At 51.0% G+C, this 19982-nt stretch carries 21 protein-coding genes; 12 read left to right on the top strand and 9 right to left on the bottom strand.

The window, feature by feature from the left end:
• The first annotated feature begins 204 nt into the window (after positions 1-204).
• Positions 205-2016, top strand: a complete 1812-nt coding sequence (gene edd, locus BEB54_RS03605) for a phosphogluconate dehydratase (protein ID WP_001069461.1) — start codon at positions 205-207, stop codon at positions 2014-2016.
• A 36-nt stretch (positions 2017-2052) separates the two neighbouring features.
• Complete coding sequence (kdgA, locus tag BEB54_RS03600) at positions 2053-2694, top strand: bifunctional 4-hydroxy-2-oxoglutarate aldolase/2-dehydro-3-deoxy-phosphogluconate aldolase (RefSeq protein ID WP_000800512.1); 642 nt, start codon at positions 2053-2055, stop codon at positions 2692-2694.
• 54 nt (positions 2695-2748) lie between these two features.
• Here the strand turns inward: kdgA and purT are convergent, their stop codons facing one another.
• Positions 2749-3927 (bottom strand): formate-dependent phosphoribosylglycinamide formyltransferase, encoded by a 1179-nt coding sequence (gene purT / locus BEB54_RS03595; RefSeq protein WP_105276931.1) that lies wholly within the window; start codon positions 3925-3927, stop codon positions 2749-2751.
• Between the two features lie 133 nt (positions 3928-4060).
• Here purT and yebG point away from each other — a divergent pair, with 133 nt between their 5' ends.
• From yebG to ptrB, 4 genes are all read left to right on the top strand, one after another.
• Positions 4061-4351, top strand: coding sequence for a DNA damage-inducible protein YebG (gene yebG / locus BEB54_RS03590; RefSeq protein ID WP_000257738.1), 291 nt, complete (start codon positions 4061-4063; stop codon positions 4349-4351).
• A gap of 66 nt (positions 4352-4417) precedes the next feature.
• Positions 4418-4774 carry a protein YebF gene (gene yebF / locus BEB54_RS03585; protein ID WP_001295500.1) on the top strand — a complete coding sequence of 119 codons (357 nt, stop codon included), beginning with the start codon at positions 4418-4420 and terminating at the stop codon, positions 4772-4774.
• A gap of 326 nt (positions 4775-5100) precedes the next feature.
• Positions 5101-5760: a tellurite resistance TerB family protein gene (locus BEB54_RS03580; protein ID WP_105276932.1), complete on the top strand. Its 660-nt coding sequence runs from the start codon at positions 5101-5103 to the stop codon at positions 5758-5760.
• Positions 5761-5966: 206 nt separating this feature from the next.
• Positions 5967-8027 carry an oligopeptidase B gene (ptrB, locus tag BEB54_RS03575; protein WP_105276933.1) on the top strand — a complete coding sequence of 687 codons (2061 nt, stop codon included), beginning with the start codon at positions 5967-5969 and terminating at the stop codon, positions 8025-8027.
• Here the strand turns inward: ptrB and exoX are convergent.
• The 3 genes from exoX to holE all read right to left on the bottom strand — a co-directional run bounded on the left by exoX (position 8024) and on the right by holE (position 9698).
• A complete protein-coding gene (gene exoX / locus BEB54_RS03570) occupies positions 8024-8686 on the bottom strand; it encodes an exodeoxyribonuclease X (RefSeq protein ID WP_000944256.1) in 663 nt (220 codons plus the stop codon). The genes ptrB and exoX overlap by 4 nt on opposite strands.
• A gap of 23 nt (positions 8687-8709) precedes the next feature.
• The gene (gene yobB / locus BEB54_RS03565; RefSeq protein ID WP_000011660.1) at positions 8710-9366 is read right to left on the bottom strand and encodes a carbon-nitrogen hydrolase family protein YobB; all 657 of its coding nucleotides are present in this window, start codon (positions 9364-9366) and stop codon (positions 8710-8712) included.
• Positions 9367-9467: 101 nt separating this feature from the next.
• Positions 9468-9698: a DNA polymerase III subunit theta gene (holE, locus tag BEB54_RS03560; protein ID WP_000916763.1), complete on the bottom strand. Its 231-nt coding sequence runs from the start codon at positions 9696-9698 to the stop codon at positions 9468-9470.
• Between the two features lie 138 nt (positions 9699-9836).
• On the opposite strand from holE, the gene yobA reads away from it, so the two are divergent.
• The 4 genes from yobA to pphA all read left to right on the top strand — a co-directional run bounded on the left by yobA (position 9837) and on the right by pphA (position 12492).
• Positions 9837-10211: a CopC domain-containing protein YobA gene (gene yobA, locus BEB54_RS03555; protein ID WP_000204701.1), complete on the top strand. Its 375-nt coding sequence runs from the start codon at positions 9837-9839 to the stop codon at positions 10209-10211.
• Between the two features lie 3 nt (positions 10212-10214).
• Entirely contained in the window at positions 10215-11087 is an 873-nt protein-coding gene (copD, locus tag BEB54_RS03550; RefSeq protein WP_000879324.1) for a copper homeostasis membrane protein CopD, read from the top strand.
• Between the two features lie 12 nt (positions 11088-11099).
• A complete protein-coding gene (locus BEB54_RS03545) occupies positions 11100-11441 on the top strand; it encodes a YebY family protein (RefSeq protein WP_000976467.1) in 342 nt (113 codons plus the stop codon).
• A gap of 394 nt (positions 11442-11835) precedes the next feature.
• Positions 11836-12492 carry a protein-serine/threonine phosphatase gene (gene pphA, locus BEB54_RS03540; protein ID WP_105276934.1) on the top strand — a complete coding sequence of 219 codons (657 nt, stop codon included), beginning with the start codon at positions 11836-11838 and terminating at the stop codon, positions 12490-12492.
• Here the strand turns inward: pphA and BEB54_RS03535 are convergent, their stop codons facing one another.
• From BEB54_RS03535 to yebS, 5 genes are all read right to left on the bottom strand, one after another.
• Positions 12493-12684: a YebW family protein gene (locus BEB54_RS03535; protein ID WP_001296140.1), complete on the bottom strand. Its 192-nt coding sequence runs from the start codon at positions 12682-12684 to the stop codon at positions 12493-12495.
• A 104-nt stretch (positions 12685-12788) separates the two neighbouring features.
• Entirely contained in the window at positions 12789-13025 is a 237-nt protein-coding gene (locus tag BEB54_RS03530) for a YebV family protein (protein WP_001295499.1), read from the bottom strand.
• Between the two features lie 117 nt (positions 13026-13142).
• Entirely contained in the window at positions 13143-14582 is a 1440-nt protein-coding gene (rsmF, locus tag BEB54_RS03525) for a 16S rRNA (cytosine(1407)-C(5))-methyltransferase RsmF (protein ID WP_105277026.1), read from the bottom strand.
• Positions 14583-14661: 79 nt separating this feature from the next.
• Positions 14662-17295, bottom strand: coding sequence for a lipid-binding membrane homeostasis protein YebT (yebT, locus tag BEB54_RS03520; protein WP_105276935.1), 2634 nt, complete (start codon positions 17293-17295; stop codon positions 14662-14664).
• Positions 17264-18547 carry a membrane integrity lipid transport subunit YebS gene (gene yebS, locus BEB54_RS03515; RefSeq protein ID WP_105276936.1) on the bottom strand — a complete coding sequence of 428 codons (1284 nt, stop codon included), beginning with the start codon at positions 18545-18547 and terminating at the stop codon, positions 17264-17266. The genes yebT and yebS overlap by 32 nt, the downstream gene beginning before the upstream one ends.
• Before the next feature lie 129 nt (positions 18548-18676).
• Here yebS and msrC point away from each other — a divergent pair, with 129 nt between their 5' ends.
• Together msrC and proQ are read left to right on the top strand one after the other, a co-directional pair.
• Positions 18677-19174 (top strand): L-methionine (R)-S-oxide reductase, encoded by a 498-nt coding sequence (msrC, locus tag BEB54_RS03510; protein ID WP_001043890.1) that lies wholly within the window; start codon positions 18677-18679, stop codon positions 19172-19174.
• A 96-nt stretch (positions 19175-19270) separates the two neighbouring features.
• Complete coding sequence (gene proQ, locus BEB54_RS03505) at positions 19271-19969, top strand: RNA chaperone ProQ (protein ID WP_000431368.1); 699 nt, start codon at positions 19271-19273, stop codon at positions 19967-19969.
• The last annotated feature ends 13 nt before the right edge of the window (positions 19970-19982 follow it).

Raw genomic sequence — 19982 nt, 5'->3', positions numbered from 1 at the left:
CCGGTAACATGATCTTGCACAGATTGTAGAACAATTTTTACACTTTCAGGCCTCGTGTGGATTCACCCACGAGGCTTTTTTTATTACACTGACTGAAACGTTTTTGCCCTATGAGCTCCGGTTACAGGCGTTTCAGTCATAAATCCTCTGAATGAAACGCGTTGTGAATCATCCTGCTCTGACAACTCAATTTCAGGAGCCTTTATGAATCCACAATTGTTACGCGTAACAAATCGAATCATTGAACGTTCGCGCGAGACTCGCTCTGCTTACCTCGCCCGGATAGAACAAGCGAAAACTTCGACCGTTCATCGTTCGCAGTTGGCATGTGGTAACCTGGCACACGGTTTCGCTGCCTGCCAGCCAGAAGACAAAGCCTCTTTGAAAAGCATGTTGCGTAACAATATCGCCATCATCACTTCCTATAACGACATGCTCTCCGCACACCAGCCTTATGAACACTATCCAGAAATCATTCGTAAAGCCCTGCATGAAGCGAATGCGGTTGGTCAGGTTGCGGGCGGTGTTCCGGCGATGTGTGATGGTGTCACCCAGGGGCAGGATGGAATGGAATTGTCGCTGTTAAGCCGCGAAGTGATTGCGATGTCTGCGGCGGTGGGGCTGTCCCATAACATGTTTGATGGTGCGCTGTTCCTCGGTGTGTGCGACAAGATTGTCCCCGGGCTGACGATGGCAGCCCTGTCGTTTGGGCATTTGCCTGCGGTGTTTGTGCCGTCAGGTCCGATGGCAAGCGGTTTGCCAAATAAAGAAAAAGTGCGGATTCGCCAGCTTTATGCTGAAGGTAAAGTGGACCGCATGGCGCTGCTGGAGTCAGAAGCTGCGTCTTATCATGCTCCAGGGACATGTACTTTCTACGGTACCGCCAATACGAATCAGATGGTGGTGGAGTTTATGGGGATGCAGTTGCCGGGCTCTTCTTTTGTTCATCCGGACTCCCCGCTGCGCGATGCTTTGACCGCTGCAGCTGCGCGCCAGGTTACACGCATGACCGGTAATGGTAATGAATGGATGCCGATCGGTAAGATGATAGATGAGAAAGTGGTGGTGAACGGTATCGTTGCACTGCTGGCGACCGGTGGTTCCACTAACCACACCATGCACCTGGTGGCGATGGCGCGCGCAGCCGGTATTCAGATTAACTGGGATGACTTCTCTGACCTTTCTGATGTTGTACCGCTGATGGCACGTCTCTACCCGAACGGTCCGGCCGATATTAACCACTTCCAGGCGGCAGGTGGCGTACCGGTTCTGGTACGTGAACTGCTCAAAGCAGGCCTGCTGCATGAAGATGTCAATACGGTGGCAGGCTTTGGTCTGTCTCGTTATACCCTTGAACCATGGCTGAATAATGGTGAACTGGACTGGCGGGAAGGGGCAGAAAAATCACTCGACAACAATGTGATCGCTTCCTTCGAACAACCTTTCTCTCATCATGGTGGGACAAAAGTGTTAAGCGGTAACCTGGGCCGCGCGGTTATGAAAACCTCTGCCGTGCCGGTAGAGAACCAGGTGATTGAAGCGCCTGCGGTTGTTTTTGAAAGCCAGCATGACGTTATGCCAGCCTTTGAAGCGGGTTTGCTGGACCGCGATTGTGTCGTTGTTGTCCGTCATCAGGGGCCAAAAGCGAACGGAATGCCAGAATTACATAAACTCATGCCGCCACTTGGTGTATTATTGGACCGGTGTTTCAAAATTGCGTTAGTTACCGATGGACGACTCTCCGGCGCTTCAGGTAAAGTGCCGTCAGCTATCCACGTAACACCAGAAGCCTACGATGGCGGGCTGCTGGCAAAAGTGCGCGACGGGGACATCATTCGTGTGAATGGACAGACAGGCGAACTGACGCTGCTGGTAGACGAAGCGGAACTGGCTGCTCGCGAACCACACATTCCTGACCTGAGCGCGTCACGCGTGGGAACAGGACGTGAATTATTCAGCGCCTTGCGCGAAAAACTGTCCGGTGCCGAACAGGGCGCAACCTGTATCACTTTTTAAGACGACAAATTTGTAATCAGGCGAGAGAAAACTCTGATGAAAAACTGGAAAACAAGTGCAGAATCAATCCTCACCACCGGCCCGGTTGTACCGGTTATCGTGGTAAAAAAACTGGAACACGCGGTGCCGATGGCAAAAGCGTTGGTTGCTGGTGGGGTGCGCGTTCTGGAAGTGACTCTGCGTACCGAGTGTGCAGTTGACGCTATCCGTGCTATCGCCAAAGAAGTGCCTGAAGCGATTGTGGGTGCCGGTACGGTGCTGAATCCACAGCAGCTTGCAGAAGTCACCGAAGCGGGTGCACAGTTCGCAATTAGCCCGGGTCTGACCGAGCCGCTGCTGAAAGCTGCTACCGAAGGGACTATTCCTCTGATTCCGGGGATCAGCACTGTTTCCGAACTGATGCTGGGTATGGACTACGGTTTGAAAGAGTTCAAATTCTTCCCGGCTGAAGCTAACGGCGGCGTGAAAGCCCTGCAGGCGATCGCGGGTCCGTTCTCCCAGGTCCGTTTCTGCCCGACAGGTGGTATTTCTCCGGCTAACTACCGTGACTACCTGGCGCTGAAAAGCGTGCTCTGCATCGGTGGTTCCTGGCTGGTTCCGGCAGATGCGCTGGAAGCGGGCGATTACGACCGCATTACTAAGCTGGCGCGTGAAGCTGTAGAAGGCGCTAAGCTATAAAAGTCAAAATGCCCGATCGTGAATCGGGCATTTTTGTAGCGTTTTTCGCCGGGGTTAAGCTTGTACTTTTACCTGTGCTGCGGCGTGCTTTGCGCGCTCAATCGCTTCATCAACACTCTCAGCGGTCGCCAGCGCTACACCCAGACGACGGCTGCCATCAATTTCCGGCTTACCAAATAAACGAATCTGCAAACCTGCGCCTACGGCATTCTGCACATTATTAAACGTGACATTCTGACTGGTCAGTTGTGGCAGGATAACGGCAGAAGCTGCAGGGCCATACTGGCGGATCCCGCCAACCGGAAGTCCGAGGAAAGCACGCACATGCAGGGCAAATTCCGAGAGATCCTGAGAAATTAACGTCACCATCCCGGTGTCATGCGGGCGAGGGGAGACCTCACTGAAAATCACCTCATCACCACAGACAAACAGCTCGACACCAAACAGACCATAACCGCCCAGTGCCAGTACTACTTTGCGGGCAATCTCCTGCGCACGTTTCAGAGCCAGCTGACTCATTTGCTGCGGTTGCCAGGATTCACGATAGTCGCCATCTTCCTGGCGATGACCTACCGGTGCACAGAAATGGACGCCATCCACTGCGCTGACGGTTAGCAGGGTAATTTCGAAGTCAAACTTAACGACGCCTTCAACAATCACGCGGCCCGCTCCGGCGCGTCCACCTTGCTGAGCGTATTCCCACGCATGTGTAAGCTGCTCGGCGGAACGAATAAACGTCTGCCCTTTGCCGGAAGAGCTCATTACCGGTTTAACTATGCAGGGATAGCCAATAGCGGCAACTGCTTCGCGGAAAAGACTTTCACTATCGGCAAAACGATAAGTTGAAGTGGGTAGCTGCAGTTCTTCTGCCGCCAGGCGACGGATACCCTCGCGATTCATCGTTAATTTCGTTGCGCGAGCGCAGGGGACAACATTCCGTCCTTCCTTTTCAAGCTGGATCAGCATATCGGTGGCAATAGCTTCGATCTCCGGCACGATATAATGTGGTTTTTCCAGTTCAACCACACGGCGTAATGCATCACCATCAAGCATATTAATGACATGGGAGCGATGCGCGACATGCATGGCTGGTGCGTCGGCATAGCGATCGACGGCAATCACCTCTACGCCGAGACGCTGACACTCGATTGCCGCTTCTTTACCCAGTTCACCGGAGCCTAATAACATCACGCGAGTTGCTGCCGGACGCAGCGCAGTGCCTAATAACGTCATAACGAATATCCCCTGATTAATTCCGCGCGCAGTATAAACGAAAACGTTTGCGCGTGTCTTTATTGTTGATGTTGATTTCCCAATCGAGAAGAAATATACTGTATAAAATCACAGTTATTATGAGAGGCTGCAAATGGCGGTTGAAGTTAAATACGTAGTCATTCGTGAGGGCGAAGAGAAAATGTCGTTTACCAGCAAAAAGGAAGCCGATGCTTATGACAAAATGCTTGATACGGCGGATCTGCTTGACACCTGGCTGACAAATTCTCCAGTGCAAATGGAAGACGAGCAACGTGAAGCCCTTTCGCTATGGCTGGCAGAACAAAAAGATGTGCTGAGCACCATTCTGAAAACCGGCAAATTACCGTCCCCACAGGTCGTCGGTGCTGAATCCGAAGAGGAAGATGCCTCACACGCGGCCTAAAGCAACTTGCGCTCCTGACAATTTGTACCATGCTTTCTCCTGAATCATTGTGCTATGGAGAAAAACATGAAAAAAAGAGGGGCGTTTTTAGGGCTGTTGTTGGTTTCTGCCTGCGCATCAGTTTTCGCTGCCAATAATGAAACCAGCAAGTCGGTCACTTTCCCAAAGTGTGAAGGTCTGGATGCTGCCGGAATTGCCGCGAGCGTAAAACGTGATTATCAACAAAATCGCGTGGCGCGCTGGGCAGATGATCAAAAAATTGTCGGTCAGGCCGATCCTGTGGCATGGGTCAGTTTGCAGGACATTCAGGGTAAAGATGATAAATGGTCAGTACCGCTAACCGTGCGTGGTAAAAGTGCCGATATTCATTACCAGGTCAGCGTGGACTGCAAAGCGGGAATGGCGGAATATCAGCGGCGTTAATGGCCTCTGATAATTCGATTGACCGTCGGCGGATGCGGCGCGAGTGCCTGGTCCGCCCTACAAGGCACCTCAATCGTAGGCCTGGGAAGACGCAACAGCGTCGCATAGGGCAATCAGCATCAAACAATGCCACTCAAAACGTCAAATTACGTTCACCTAAAATACCCTTATCACCTGATATACAGTGAACACCTTACCTGGCGCGAATTTCTTTGAATAACGGCCTGCCGACCCGCTTATTTGCGCATCTTTTGTCTCGATATACATTTTTTGACATCCTCATCCGCTATGCTACAGGCACTAAAAATGGTTATTGAGGAGCAAATATGGCTAACTGGTTAAATCAACTGCAATCCCTGCTTGGGCAAAGCAGTTCTTCTACCTCCTCGTCTGCGGATCAGGGATTGGGCAAACTTTTAGTGCCTGGCGCATTAGGCGGACTGGCTGGGCTGCTGGTCGCAAATAAATCAGCACGTAAACTTCTTACGAAATATGGCACCAACGCGTTGCTGCTTGGCGGCGGAGCGGTAGCGGGTACGGTGCTGTGGAATAAATACAAAGATAAAATTCGCGCGGCGCATCAGGACGAACCGCAGTTTGGCGCGCAAAGTACGCCGCTGGATGAGCGTACGGCACGTTTGATCCTTGCGCTGGTCTTTGCCGCTAAAAGTGATGGTCATATTGATGCCAGAGAACGTGCGGCAATCGACCAGCAATTGCGTGAAGCCGGCGTGGAAGAGCAGGGGCGTGTACTCATTGAGCAGGCAATAGAACAACCGCTGGATCCACAACGCCTGGCTACCGGGGTCCGCAATGAAGAAGAGGCGCTGGAAATCTATTTCCTGAGCTGCGCGGCTATTGATATTGACCATTTTATGGAACGCAGTTACCTGAATGCACTGGGTGACGCGCTGAAAATCCCCCAGGACGTTCGTGACGGCATTGAACGAGATCTCGAACAGCAAAAACGCACTTTGGCGGAATAATTCCGCTCTGGATAGCCTGAAGTTGACTATTTCGGGCTATCCAGAACCGCACAGCCATTTAAGCAGGCTGATTTTCTCTGTCTGCATAACATTCGATATCCGCGCCATTACCTGTCATCATCTAAGCAATGACTACCCTGTTTCGCTTGCATCCCCGGTGAGTTTTGCCACCCTTATAAGATGTTTCAACCAGAAAGAACAATAACATGCTACCAAAAGCCGCTCGCATTCCCCACGCCATGACGCTTCATGGCGATACGCGCATCGATAATTACTACTGGCTGCGGGACGATACGCGTTCTCAGCCGGAAGTCCTGGACTACCTGCAGCAAGAAAATAGTTACGGTCATCGGGTGATGGCCTCGCAACAAGCCTTACAGGATCGCATCTTAAAGGAAATCATCGACCGCATTCCGCAAAGAGAAGTTTCTGCTCCCTACATCAAAAATGGCTACCGCTACCGGCATATTTATGAACCAGGCTGTGAATATGCTATCTACCAGCGTCAATCGGCGTTCAGCGAAGAGTGGGATGAGTGGGAAACATTGCTCGATGCCAACAAGCGCGCGGCGCACAGTGAGTTTTATTCGATGGGCGGAATGGCGATTACGCCCGATAACACCATTATGGCACTGGCAGAAGATTTTCTTTCCCGACGCCAGTACGGCATTCGTTTTCGTAATCTGGAAACAGGTAACTGGTATCCGGAACTGCTGGATAACGTTGAACCCAGCTTTGTCTGGGCAAATGATTCCTGGACTTTCTACTATGTTCGCAAGCATCCGGTGACGCTGCTTCCTTATCAGGTCTGGCGTCACGCCATCGGTACGCCAGCATCGCAGGATAAACTGATCTACGAAGAAAAAGACGATACCTATTACGTCAGCCTGCATAAAACGACCTCGAAGCACTATGTAGTCATTCATCTGGCCAGCGCCACCACCAGTGAAGTTCGCCTGCTGGACGCGGAAATGGCCGATGCCGAGCCGTTTGTTTTTCTGCCGCGACGCAAAGATCACGAATACAGCCTTGATCACTACCAGCATCGGTTTTATCTGCGTTCCAACCGCCACGGCAAAAACTTTGGCTTATACCGTACCCGTATGCGTGATGAGCAACGGTGGGAAGAGTTAATTCCGCCACGCGATAACATTATGCTGGAAGGGTTTACGCTGTTTACCGACTGGCTGGTGGTTGAAGAGCGTCAGCGCGGGTTAACCAGTTTGCGCCAAATCAACCGCAAGACCCGGGAAGTCATTGGCATTGCCTTTGATGATCCGGCCTATGTGACCTGGATTGCCTACAATCCAGAACCTGAAACCGCGCGATTGCGTTATGGTTATTCTTCCATGACCACACCAGATACTTTGTTTGAACTGGATATGGATACCGGTGAGCGTCGTGTATTAAAACAAACGGAAGTTCCCGGTTTTGATGCGGCGAATTACCGCAGTGAACACCTGTGGATAGTCGCCCGTGATGGCGTCGAAGTCCCGGTTTCGCTGGTTTATCATCGCAAACATTTTCGCAAAGGACACAACCCGCTACTGGTGTATGGCTACGGTTCTTACGGCGCAAGTATTGATGCCGATTTCAGTTTTAGCCGCTTGAGTTTGTTGGATCGTGGATTTGTCTACGCCATTGTCCATGTTCGCGGCGGTGGTGAGCTGGGGCAACAATGGTACGAAGACGGAAAATTTCTGAAGAAGAAAAATACGTTTAATGATTATCTTGATGCCTGCGATGCATTGTTAAAACTGGGCTATGGCTCTCCTTCGCTCTGTTATGCGATGGGCGGGAGTGCGGGAGGCATGTTGATGGGCGTTGCAATTAATCAACGCCCGGAGTTGTTCCACGGCGTTATCGCCCAGGTACCGTTTGTTGATGTTGTAACAACAATGCTTGATGAATCAATTCCTCTTACCACCGGCGAATTCGAAGAGTGGGGGAATCCGCAGGATCCGCAATATTACGAGTACATGAAAAGCTACAGCCCCTATGACAACGTCACTGCACAGGCTTATCCGCATTTACTGGTAACGACCGGTTTACACGATTCTCAGGTGCAATATTGGGAACCGGCAAAATGGGTCGCTAAATTGCGCGAGCTGAAAACCGATAACCATCTTTTATTGCTCTGTACCGACATGGACTCAGGCCATGGCGGTAAATCTGGTCGCTTTAAATCGTATGAAGGCGTAGCGATGGAATATGCTTTTCTGGTCGCGCTGGCACAGGGAACATTACCCGCTAAGCCAGTAGATTAAGTATTTTCCAGATAATGCTTCAGTGTTAAACGCAGCTCCGGGCTCATGCTGTCCAGGTTATTAAATAACCAGCGCAGATAGCCCGGATCGCGTTCGGCAACGTCGGAAACCGCTTTGCCACGGTATTTGCCAAAGGTGAAGGTCGTCATCAACGACGGACGTCCGGTGATATCGGCCATCTGTTCTGCCGTCCAGCCGGAGGTGTTCATAATATCGATAAGCAACGCAGCGGTGATATAACAGTCATACAACGCGCGGTGATGATGCAGGCCCGGCGGCGTCTGTACATTGAGCTTCCGTGTTTTATATAACGCCATATTGCTGTACTTGATCCCTGGCCACAGACGACGGGCCAGTTTCATAGTGCAAATCCACTCACCGGGCATCTCAGGCAGTACGCGGCGGTCAAAGCTGGCGTTGTGCGCGACATACCATTCACTACCGTAATAGTGCGGGATCACATCTTCAATCCACGGTTTATCGGCGACCATGGCTTCGGTGATGCGATGAATCGCCATCGCCTGTGGACTAATAGGACGATCGGGGCGCACCAGGTGGCTCATGGGGTTGACGATTTTTCCGTCAATGACATCAACAGAGGCTATCTCAACGATCCCTCCCTGCAAACCGCAGGTTTCTGTATCGATAATGCGCAACATGGCATGCTCCAGGCCGAAAAAGCCTAGCGTAATGGAATGATATCGCCTTGCCAACCCTGCGATGAACGTTGACCAACTAACAATAATGAACCTCGATCGGCGCGGACGATGAGGCGACCATGTTCATCCCATAGTGCACTGTTACCACGGGCATTCGCCATCAGCACGGCAATCGAGTACTGATGTGAAAAAAATTGTAAGCGGCGGGTCGATGCCAGCAGGTCGGGTTCCCCCAGACATTGCCCCGTCGTAAACAGTGAACAGGTCGGGTCCATATCCATACCTTGCGGTTGTTCATCGACCACCGTGATGGTTCTGGAACGACGGCCCAGACATGCACCATGACTCTGATGGTAGATCCCTGGCGTTTTTCGCCACGGTGCGAACACCGCAATTCCACGAATAAAGCGATCGTTATATTCAACGGGAAGGCCGGCAATGATGGTCATTCGCCAGGTCGTTGCAGCATAACAAAGCGGGTCTAACAGCGAGAGGTCGGGTGGGGCAGGAAGGGCACGTCGCGAATAATCACACCCCAGTAAAGAAAGCGATGGAAAAACTAACAGCTGACATTGTTGCCTGGCGGCGGCCCTCACAAACTCCAGATGATGAGCTACCTGTTCGGTCAGTGAGGTTTTACGAGGCTCATATTGCGCTGCTGCAACTTTCCAGAACGACATAATGACTTCCTTTTCAAAATGACTGCAAATTATGGGTGCGGTTTAGAAAATACTCATAATTTAGCAGGCGTTATGTAAGAAAGTGTAACTCTGTATAAGTTTTATTTAAGTTTGGGCTCGTAAGGTAAACGTGACAGATTGACCGAAGCCAAACGGTGGGCGATAAGCCGCTCGCGAAACCAGCTGCGCAAATGTTCAGGCTGTTCACGTTCAACCGCTTCAGCGATCACCGGCATATTGTAGCGTTCTTTAAATGCCACCCCGGCTGCCGCCAAATCGACATTCACTTTATCCATTTCTGTTTGATCCAGTTTAGCCAGATTCTTCAGCATTCTTAATCTCCTCATCATTCGCGGGCAAAAGTTACTAAGAGTGAGCCTGGATGGCAAGCCGGAATTGATGATCCTCGACTCAGACATTAGACAAGGTTATGCTCTGTAAAAAAGTTATTACAAAAAGGAATAGATAATATGACTTCAACTGCACGCTCCCTTCGCTACGCGCTGGCAATCCTGACCACTACGTTGGTGACACCTTCCGTCTGGGCACATGCGCATTTAACGCATCAGTATCCTGCGGCAAACGCGCAAGTGACAGCTGCCCCGCAGGCAATCACTTTAAACTTCTCGGAAGGCGTTGAAACAGGATTCAGTGGTGCAAAAATCACGGGGCCAAAAAACGAAAATATTAAAACATTACCGGCGAAGCGGAATGAGCAGGACCAAAAGCAACTGATTGTTCCACTGGCCGATTCGCTGAAACCCGGAACCTACACCGTTGACTGGCATGTTGTTTCGGTGGACGGGCATAAAACGAAAGGACACTACACCTTTAGCGTGAAATAAATCATGCTGGCGTTTACCTGGATCGCGCTGCGATTTATCCATTTCACCTCGCTGATGCTGGTTTTTGGCTTCGCAATGTACGGTGCCTGGCTGGCCCCCTTAACGATTCGTCGCTTGCTGACGAAGCGTTTTCTGCGTTTACAACAGCACGCTGCCGTCTGGAGTTTGATCAGTGCCACTGCAATGCTCGCCGTTCAGGGCGGGTTGATGGGAACGGGATGGTCAGATGTATTTTCGCCAAACATTTGGCAGGCTGTTTTGCAAACGCAGTTTGGTGGTGTCTGGTTATGGCAAATTGTTCTCGCCCTCGTAACGTTGATCGTCGCCCTTATGCAACCGCGGAATATGCCACGTTTGCTGTTTATGCTCACTACCGCGCAATTTATTCTGCTGGCGGGAGTCGGGCATGCGACGCTGAATGAAGGGGTAACGGCGAAAATCCATCAGACTAATCACGCGATTCACCTGATCTGTGCGGCGGCGTGGTTTGGAGGATTACTTCCGGTGCTCTGGTGTATGCAACTCATCAAAGGCCGTTGGCGACACCAGGCTATTCAGGCGCTGATGCGTTTTTCCTGGTGCGGGCATTTTGCGGTGATCGGCGTACTGGCAAGCGGCGTGCTTAATGCATTGTTGATTACCAGATTTCCCCCCACGCTTACGACTTACTGGGGCCAACTCTTATTGCTCAAAGCCATACTGGTGATGATTATGGTGGTCATCGCGCTGGCTAATCGTTATGTTCTTGTACCGCGCATGAGGCAGGATGAAGATCGTGCGGCTCCCTGGTTTGTGTGGATGACTAAACTCGAATGGGCGATAGGTGCGGTAGTGCTGGTGATCATCAGCCTGCTTGCGACTCTCGAACCTTTTTGATGGATTACGAAAATGATGAAAAAAAGTATTCTGGCGTTTCTGTTACTCACCAGTTCTGCAGCGGCGCTGGCGGCACCGCAGGTGATTACCGTCAGTCGTTTTGAAGTGGGTAAAGACAAATGGGCATTTAACCGCGAAGAGGTGATGCTGACATGCCGACCGGGCCATGCGTTGTATGTTATTAATCCGAGTACCCTCGTGCAGTATCCTTTGAACGATATCGCACAAAAGGAAGTCGCCAGCGGGAAGACCAATGCCCAGCCCATTTCGGTGATTCAGATTGATGATCCTAACAATCCAGGTGAAAAAATGAGTCTGGCACCGTTTATAGAGCGAGCTGAAAAACTCTGTTAATTACCTAAAATAGCCTTTTGATTTCCAATAAAAAACCGCCTCAGTTCTTTCACCAGAACAGGCGGTTTTTAACATTTAAGCTGATGACTACCACGCTTTTTATTGACCATTTTGCACGCAAACTGGAAAACCTGGCGTCGTCATCTATTCTTAAAGGGCAAGGCAACTAAGCCTGCATTAATGCCAACTTTTAGCGCACGGCTCTCTCCCAAGAGCCATTTCCCTGGACCGAATACAGGAATCGTGTTCGGTCTCTTTTTATCTGTTAAAAGCCAGAAGCATTCCCTTCGCTGACTTTATAGTCAACCATAACACACACTCTACTGTCTGAGTCCAGCGTTTTTTAACATTCTTGTTAAGATTATGTGATCTTTAGCGCGGGAGGAAAATATTGATGAAACAGCCTGCGCCCGTTTATCAGAGAATTGCGGGTCATCAATGGCGACATATCTGGCTTTCAGGCGATATACACGGTTGTCTTGAGCAGTTGCGCCGCAAATTATGGCATTGTCGTTTTGAACCGTGGCGAGATTTACTTATCTCAGTGGGAGACGTTATCGATCGTGGGCCGCAAAGTTTACGTTGCCTGCAGTTACTGGAACAACATTGGGTTCGTGCGGTAAGAGGCAATCATGAACAGATGGCGATGGATGCGCTGGCATCCCAGCAGATGTCTTTGTGGTTGATGAATGGCGGCGACTGGTTTATTGCGCTGGCAGATAATCAACAGAAACAAGCGAAAACGGCGCTGGAAAAATGTCAGTATTTGCCCTTTATTCTTGAAGTACACAGTCGCACCGGCAAACATGTTATTGCCCATGCCGATTATCCGGATGATGTTTATGAATGGCAAAAGGACGTCGATTTGCATCAGGTCTTGTGGAGCCGCTCACGATTACGTGAAGGCCAAAAAGGGCAGGGAATTACAGGTGCTGATCATTTCTGGTTTGGTCATACACCGTTGCGCCATCGCGTGGATATTGGCAACCTGCATTATATTGATACCGGTGCTGTCTTTGGGGGAGAACTGACTCTTGTGCAATTGCAATAATTAAAAATCACCGTACTCCTGTGCAGGTCGCCAGAAACCATCTATAAAATCCTCAATCGGAAAACAACCGCCATGGCGGATCCGTTGATCGCTCATAGAATAAAGACACTGTTGTTCCGTGTTGTAGACATCCACAACAATATCTTCACAACCGCCATCCAGGTAGCAAACAAAAAGTACCAGCGCGAACATTTCATCCCCGAAGTGTGGTGCCGTACCGTTAAGTTTAGGAGAGATTTTACAACGGGGGAATAACCAGGACAAATAACCCGCCATGCCGACGGGTTCTTTTTGGATCAGGCAAGACGCATAATCCAGGCATCAGATTGTTGATCGTAACGGGTACGGTAAAGGACAGAGTGTTCGCCATTTAGTAGGGCAGGGATACTGGTTTCAGCATCCCAGGCATCCAGTTGCATACATAAATCGGGGTCTGATTTACAAGGAATGGTTAACGTTCGATCACCCGGCGATTCGCCGTGTAATTCGCCGTCGTCGATTTCAAAAGCGCCTATGCGCACACTGGTTTTCATCTTCGTGCTCTCCATTTAGCTGCCGGTTGTGGTACGACCAGTCCGATCGCACCATTTTTCAGCCTAGTTGAGGCAGCCGAATGTGCCAGTCAAAAAGTGCGCTTTTTTTGTGCGCTGTCAGGCGTTACCTGTAAAAAGTTTCCCGTCCCGCACCAGTTCACGCGGGTAGCTGTTTTTCAGTCGCGAACCAATCCGTTTGGCTAAACCAATCGGCTGATGCTGGAAAGTAACCAATACATCATCCGCGACTGGCGCGGCTTGCGGGTAAACATCGCGCCCGCGATACCACTCTTCCGCTTCCTGCGGTGTCAGTTCAAAAGCGTTCACATTGTCGGGGGAGGCAAGGGCAATAACCGCTTCATGCTGCCAGCGATAACCTTTGTTATGTGTTTCGGCAAGTTTAATCCCCAACCGAGAAAATCGGACTTTACCGATCAAGGCTTCAATGCCCACCGGGAACAACCACAGTTCTTTGTCGCGTTGCCAGAGTCGCAGGTTTCCATCCCAGTTTAAGCCAACACTTGCAGCCGCCTGACGAATTTGACCGGCTTCGCGATCTTTCACCGGGCTAAACGGGAAATTGCCCACTTTGTATTTTGGGGCGGGTAAGACGGGGATCGCCTGAGTTTTACGCAGACGAGCAACGAAGAAGCCTTCGCAGTCGTAAATTTGTGGGAAAACATGCAAAAAGCCTTCTTCGGTCAGCGCCTTATTTGCACCAGGGAATAGATCGCCAAGCGGTATAAACTCTACTGCGTCGGGGTAAGTCTCTTTCAGCCACCGGCAGACGGCTTCATTTTCTTCCTGGTTTAAGGTACAGGTCGAGTAAATCAGCGTACCGCCAGGGCGTAATGCATGAAAGGCGCTGTCGATCAGTTCCCGTTGGGTAGCTGCGATTTCCTGATTGCTTTCTGGTGACCAGTTTTTTAGCGCATCGGGATCTTTACGCACCACGCCTTCGCCGGAGCAGGGAGCGTCCAGCAAAATGGCATCGAACATTTCTGGTAATGCCGCACCAAATACACGGCCATCAAAATGCGTGAGCGCAACATTACGGATGCCACAGCGGCTGATATTGGCATGTAACACTTTTACCCGACTGGCGGAAAACTCATTGGCAAGGATCGCCCCTTCGTTATTCATCCGCGCGGCAATTTGCGTCGTTTTGGAGCCGGGCGCGGCAGCGACATCCATCACCCGCTGTGGTGCATTACCGTCAGCAAACAAGGCGGCGACGGGCAACATTGAACTGGCTTCCTGAATATAAAACAGGCCACTTAAATGCTCGGCGGTACTACCCAATGGCAAGGCATCTTCATCGTCGCGTTCAATCCAGAAACCTTCTTCACACCACGGAATTGGCGTAAGCGTCCAGCCATAAGGGGCGGTTAATTGCAGGAAATCAGCAACGGAGATTTTCAGCGTATTAACGCGAATACTGCGGCGCAACGGGCGCTGACAGGCGGCAAGAAAATCATCAAATGAGAGCGTCGAAGGCATTGCTTCGCGCATTTGTGTCAGAAAGGCGTCCGGGAAATAAACGGTGTGTTGGGCCACGAGCATGTACCACTGGCAAAAAAACAGGCGCGCAGTTTAGCATAAACGCTCCGGCGCAGGCACGCCGGAGCAGTGGGCATTATTTGGGAAGCGCTGTTCCCCATTCACGCCACTCTTTCGGTTCACTTTCCTGCAACAGGAAGTGCTTGCCTTCCTGGGCTTTCGGTGCCAGCGGCGTACCCGGAGGCGTAGCGAAGGCGATGCCGCCACGGATAAACTGGTTAAAGGTGCCGGTTTTCACGACGCCGCCCGTCAGACCAAAGTCCAGACTGTACCCCGATGCCAACCAGAAGACGGAATTGTTACGCACCAGGTGTTGATAGCGTTTACTGATGCGCATCGCAATCATCACGCGATCTGACAATGTCCCCAGCGTCATTCCGGTAACCGTACCGACTTCCAGACCACGGAACAGCACAGGCGTACCGATGCCTAACGAACCGGCTTCCGGCGCTTCAACAATAATGCTTAAGCCATCCAGGTAACGCGAATCAGTTATGGTGGCCTCTTGTAATTCAAAGTCGCGGCGAGGATTGCCCCGGCCTGGTTCGACGTTGATATACGGCTGGAGGATAGTATCAAGATGCTCAACGCCAGCTGCCGAAATTTGCGGTGTGACCACTGAGAAGCGTGTACCACCGCGTGCAAAGGTCTGGACATATTCCGGATAGAGTACCGCCTTTGCCTGTACTTCATTGCGCGCGGTGATCAGATCCAGCGTCTGGATTTGCCCGATATCAATACCGAGATAGCGAATTGGCATCCCGACCGCCAGTTTTCCGGCATCGAAAGCGTGAAGCGTAATTTGCCCGCCAACCGCACGGGCCGCTGTTTCGGAAGCATACAGAATACGCTTGTCGCCTTTACGCTGACTGGCGCTGGCACCGCTGAGGTTATCGAAGCTAATAGCTCCCTTTAATGCTCTGGAGAGCGGGGATGCCTGTACAGTCAGACCACTACCATTTAGCTGAACTTTCGCCCCACCTTCTGCCCAGAACACGCTGTTGCTGGTCAGAAGGTTGCGATACTCCGGCTTAATATGCAGATCGATATCAAACGCGTTAGCTCGCGGACGCACAGTAATAACTTCACCAACTTCAAATTTACGGTACAGCACTACCGATCCTGCCTGCACATCCGGCAGCGTCTCTGCACTCAAACTCACGGTTGTGGTGGGTAAATCGCTAAGGCTGTTCTCCAGCGCTTTTTCCAGATTGGCATACAGTGGATAGCTGGCTTTCATCTCGCCTTTATCGCCTGGCAGAATACGTATCCCGCCGTTAATCCATTCTGAGGCGCTGGCTCCGAGAAACTCGACGCCGTCCAGCCCCACTTTCACGTCGACACGACTGTTGACGACAAATTTGCTATCGCCTTTTACCAGGTCGCGATGCTGAGGCTCGATGGCGACGGTAAAGGTGACGCCTTTGCTGGTGAGTTTACGATCGATAACCAGGCCTACCTGCACGCCGTGAAGAATGAGCGGCTGACCAGCATCAATACCGTAACTTTCCGGCGCAGTCAGGGTCAGCGTCAGAACATCTGGCTCATGGAGCAGGGCTTTTTCGCCAGGAACAACAATAAACTCTTTACGTGGCTCACCGTCGCCCGGCACCAACTCGAAGGTTTTGCCGGTCAGCAAGGCACTGAGATTAGCATCGCTAAGGGATAATTTTGGATTACGTAATTCGATGCGGGTATTTTCCCGTAACAGCGTGACGACGCTGGGATCAACGGTCATTTCCCCAGTGACTTTACCGCCAGGATTTAAATCCAGTTTAGTCAGCTGTCCGACTTCCAGCCCCTGATACATTAACGGCGTCGAGTCGGCGGTTAATCCAGCACCGCTCGGCAGTTCCAGTTTTATTATTACGCCACGCTGGCTGTGGGCGAGATCTTCATAAAGACCAAAGGTATCTTCCGCCTCGGCAGGTTTCGACTCTTCAGGTGAATCGAAGGCAATCGCACCGTTAACCAGTGCCGCCAGACTTTCCAGTTTCACCTTCGCGCCACTGATACTGACGTTGGCATCAACGCCGGAAACGTTCCAGAAACGGCTACCTTTTTTCACCAGATCGGTAAAACGCCGCTCGATCAGGACATCAATCACCACGCCTTGCTTATTGGGATTGATGGCATAGTCGTAGACTTTACCCACCGGGATCTTGCGGAAATAGACCAGTGAACCACTGTTCAGTGAACCGAGATCGGGGGCTTGCAGGTGGATCATCAGATCGCCATTATCCAGCCGATATTTCGGTTGGGTATCGAGTGCGACAAAGTGATCCTGCTCTTTACCTTTACCCGGCATCATGCCGATATAGTTACCACCGACGAGGGCGTCCAGCCCGGAGACACCTGCCAACGAGGCTTTTGGCGTCACCAGCCAGAACTGTGTCTCCTCGCGCAGCGCATCTTTCATATCGGACTTGATGCTGACTTTGACTTCAATCTTACGAAGATCGTCGCTCAGGCTGATATCCTGCACTGTTCCGACCTCAACGCCCTGATAACGAACAGGTGTGCGGCCCGGGACGATACCGTCCGCCGACATAAAGTCGATGGTGACGGTATTACCCCGATCCTGATAACTGTCCCAAATCAGCCAACCGGCAATCATAAGCGCGATGAACGGCAGCAGCCAGAAAGGTGAGATACGGCGTTTATTTTTAATCTGCGCTTCAGTCGTCGAAGCGGGCGTTTCCTGACTCATGTGCATCCCAAAGTAAGCGGCTGTCCAGCCATTCCACAGCAAGAATAGTCAAAATTACCGCTGCGCCGAAATAAAACGCAGCCGGTCCCATAGTAAAAGCGAGTATCTGATCGCGATTAATTAGCGACATGGTTAAAGATATGACAAACAGGTCGAGCATCGACCAGCGACCGATCCAGGTCACCATCCGCAGTAACAGAATCCGTGTGCGTAAACCTTGCTGGCATTTAAAATGAATGCTCAACAGTAAAGTGAACATGACGATCACTTTGGTAAATGGCACCAGAATACTGGCGATAAACACGATGCCGGCGACCGCAATGTTGCTACTTGCCAGCGACATAATCCCGGAAAGAATCGTATCTTCCCGCCGCCCACCATTCAGATAAATGATAGAAATAGGTAACAGGTTGGCAGGTAACAACAACACGATTGATGCTAACAGCGCCGCCCAGCACTTTTGCAGACTATGACGGCGACGCAGGCGTAGCGGGATATGGCAACGCGGGCAGCGACCACGCTGATCGGGATAGCCGGTAAAATGGCATCCCAGGCAGACACGAAGTTTCTCGTCCCTACGCGTAGCGGGGCGCTGTGGATAAAATCGCGCCCACAGTTCCTCTACATTAAGATGTGACAACGTCACCGTGGTCAATATCACTAATGCAACAAAAGAGAACAGACCAATACCCGCCTGAATGTGCGCATAATCCTGCACCTTTATAGAAGCAACGCCAATACCGACCAGATAGATGTCCAGCATCACCCACTCTTTCAATCGCTCAAGCATCAGCAGTACCGGGCGTAGATTCATTCCCAGTCGGTTACCAAACCATAAATAAGCTATGGAGGTCACCAGAATAAGGGGGGCACCAATAACGCAAAAAAAGACCATCGCCCCCGTTATTGCATCGCCCTGTTTGGTCATTTGCCAGATGCCTTGCATGACATTGGCGTCAATACGAATACCTAACAGCCAGATATGCAACAGCGGTTCGCCCCAGGCAAACGGCATCAGCAACAGCATGGTGAATGCCATTGCTGCCAGGCGCGTTAGCGACCAGTCGCGCCCGTCACGAATTTTTGCCTGACAGCGCGGACAATAGGCACTTTGATGAGAGTTTATCTCGGGTAGGCTAAACAGCATGTCACATTGCGGGCAACGTTGGTAATCACCACGCGGCAGTTCCTCGCAAATTGCCCTCACTGTTATCTTTTTTGTCGGCGTAATTTGTGGTGTGTTAAGAGCCATGACGTGCCAAATGTAATAAGAATTAACATTAATCTTAACCCATGATGGGAATGATCTTGAGCATTAACGCATTTAATGCTTATTTTAATAGGGTGGCAGTTCCAGGTAAGACAACCAAGTGATTATATAATGAACAAAACAGAATTTTACGCGGATTTAAATCGCGACTTTAACGCGCTGATGGCAGGAGAAACCAGTTTTCTGGCAACGCTTGCTAACACCAGTGCGTTGTTATATGAGCGTCTCACTGACGTAAACTGGGCAGGTTTTTATTTGCTTGAGGACGAGACGTTGGTTCTCGGACCGTTTCAGGGCAAAATTGCTTGTGTACGCATCCCCGTCGGGCGCGGTGTGTGTGGCACTGCAGTTGCCCGTAATGAAGTGCAGCGAATCGAGGATGTTCACGCTTTTGACGGACATATTGCCTGTGATGCAGCAAGTAATTCTGAAATTGTCCTGCCGCTGGTGGTGAAAAATCAGATTATTGGTGTTCTCGATATCGACAGTACCGTCTTCGGTCGCTTTACAGACGAGGACGAGCAGGGCTTACGTCAGCTTGTGGCACAGCTTGAAAAGGTGCTTGCAATGACGGATTACAAAAAATTCTTTGCGAGCGTCGCAGGATAATCAACGGATAACGTAGCATTTACTGATGGCGTCATTATAATGACGCCTGTTCATGCCTGCGCTTGTTGGCTACGTCCGTTGTAATCAGGAAATTTCATGGAAAATCAACCTAAGTTGAATAGCAGTAAAGAAGTAATCGCGTTTCTGGCCGAACGTTTTCCCCACTGTTTCAGTGCGGAAGGTGAAGCGCGTCCGCTGAAAATCGGTATTTTTCAGGATTTGGTCGATCGTGTTGCCGGGGAAATGAACCTGAGCAAAACGCAATTGCGATCCGCTTTACGTCTCTATACCTCGAGCTGGCGTTACCTTTACGGTGTTAAACCCGGCGCAACGCGTGTCGATCTTGACGGCAACCCATGCGGTGAGCTGGACGAGCAACATGTAGAGCATGCTCGCAAGCAGCTTGAAGAAGCGAAAGCACGTGTTCAAGCACAGCGTGCTGAGCAGCAAGCGAAAAAACGCGAAGCTGCCGCAGCTGCTGGTGAGAAAGAAGACGCACCGCGCCGTGAACGCAAGCCACGTCCGACCACGCCACGCCGCAAAGAAGGCGCTGAGCGTAAACCACGTGCGCAAAAGCCGGTAGAGAAGGCGCCAAAAACAGCAAAAGCACCTCGCGAAGAACAGCACACCCCAGTTTCTGACATTTCAGCTCTGACTGTCGGACAAGCCCTGAAGGTGAAAGCGGGTCAAAACGCGATGGATGCCACCGTATTAGAAATCACCAAAGACGGCGTCCGCGTCCAACTGAATTCGGGTATGTCTTTGATTGTGCGCGCAGAACACCTGGTGTTCTGAAACGGAGGCCGGG

Origin of the sequence: Escherichia sp. MOD1-EC6021 (assembly GCF_002965245.1) — a bacterium.
GTDB lineage: Bacteria > Pseudomonadota > Gammaproteobacteria > Enterobacterales > Enterobacteriaceae > Escherichia > Escherichia coli_F.
The sequence above is the reverse complement of the archived record's forward strand: the minus strand, read 5'-3'. Positions and strand labels throughout refer to the sequence as shown.

Excerpts from the sequence above, each read along its gene's own strand:
- edd (WP_001069461.1), top strand. The coding sequence starts at position 205 with ATGAATCCACAATTGTTACGCGTAACAAATCGAATCATTGAACGTTCG.
- kdgA (WP_000800512.1), top strand. The coding sequence starts at position 2,053 with ATGAAAAACTGGAAAACAAGTGCAGAATCAATCCTCACCACCGGCCCG.
- purT (WP_105276931.1), bottom strand. The coding sequence starts at position 3,927 with ATGACGTTATTAGGCACTGCGCTGCGTCCGGCAGCAACTCGCGTGATG.
- yebG (WP_000257738.1), top strand. The coding sequence starts at position 4,061 with ATGGCGGTTGAAGTTAAATACGTAGTCATTCGTGAGGGCGAAGAGAAA.
- yebF (WP_001295500.1), top strand. The coding sequence starts at position 4,418 with ATGAAAAAAAGAGGGGCGTTTTTAGGGCTGTTGTTGGTTTCTGCCTGC.
- BEB54_RS03580 (WP_105276932.1), top strand. The coding sequence starts at position 5,101 with ATGGCTAACTGGTTAAATCAACTGCAATCCCTGCTTGGGCAAAGCAGT.
- ptrB (WP_105276933.1), top strand. The coding sequence starts at position 5,967 with ATGCTACCAAAAGCCGCTCGCATTCCCCACGCCATGACGCTTCATGGC.
- exoX (WP_000944256.1), bottom strand. The coding sequence starts at position 8,686 with ATGTTGCGCATTATCGATACAGAAACCTGCGGTTTGCAGGGAGGGATC.
- yobB (WP_000011660.1), bottom strand. The coding sequence starts at position 9,366 with ATGTCGTTCTGGAAAGTTGCAGCAGCGCAATATGAGCCTCGTAAAACC.
- holE (WP_000916763.1), bottom strand. The coding sequence starts at position 9,698 with ATGCTGAAGAATCTGGCTAAACTGGATCAAACAGAAATGGATAAAGTG.
- yobA (WP_000204701.1), top strand. The coding sequence starts at position 9,837 with ATGACTTCAACTGCACGCTCCCTTCGCTACGCGCTGGCAATCCTGACC.
- copD (WP_000879324.1), top strand. The coding sequence starts at position 10,215 with ATGCTGGCGTTTACCTGGATCGCGCTGCGATTTATCCATTTCACCTCG.
- BEB54_RS03545 (WP_000976467.1), top strand. The coding sequence starts at position 11,100 with ATGATGAAAAAAAGTATTCTGGCGTTTCTGTTACTCACCAGTTCTGCA.
- pphA (WP_105276934.1), top strand. The coding sequence starts at position 11,836 with ATGAAACAGCCTGCGCCCGTTTATCAGAGAATTGCGGGTCATCAATGG.
- BEB54_RS03535 (WP_001296140.1), bottom strand. The coding sequence starts at position 12,684 with ATGTTCGCGCTGGTACTTTTTGTTTGCTACCTGGATGGCGGTTGTGAA.
- BEB54_RS03530 (WP_001295499.1), bottom strand. The coding sequence starts at position 13,025 with ATGAAAACCAGTGTGCGCATAGGCGCTTTTGAAATCGACGACGGCGAA.
- yebT (WP_105276935.1), bottom strand. The coding sequence starts at position 17,295 with ATGAGTCAGGAAACGCCCGCTTCGACGACTGAAGCGCAGATTAAAAAT.
- yebS (WP_105276936.1), bottom strand. The coding sequence starts at position 18,547 with ATGGCTCTTAACACACCACAAATTACGCCGACAAAAAAGATAACAGTG.
- msrC (WP_001043890.1), top strand. The coding sequence starts at position 18,677 with ATGAACAAAACAGAATTTTACGCGGATTTAAATCGCGACTTTAACGCG.
- proQ (WP_000431368.1), top strand. The coding sequence starts at position 19,271 with ATGGAAAATCAACCTAAGTTGAATAGCAGTAAAGAAGTAATCGCGTTT.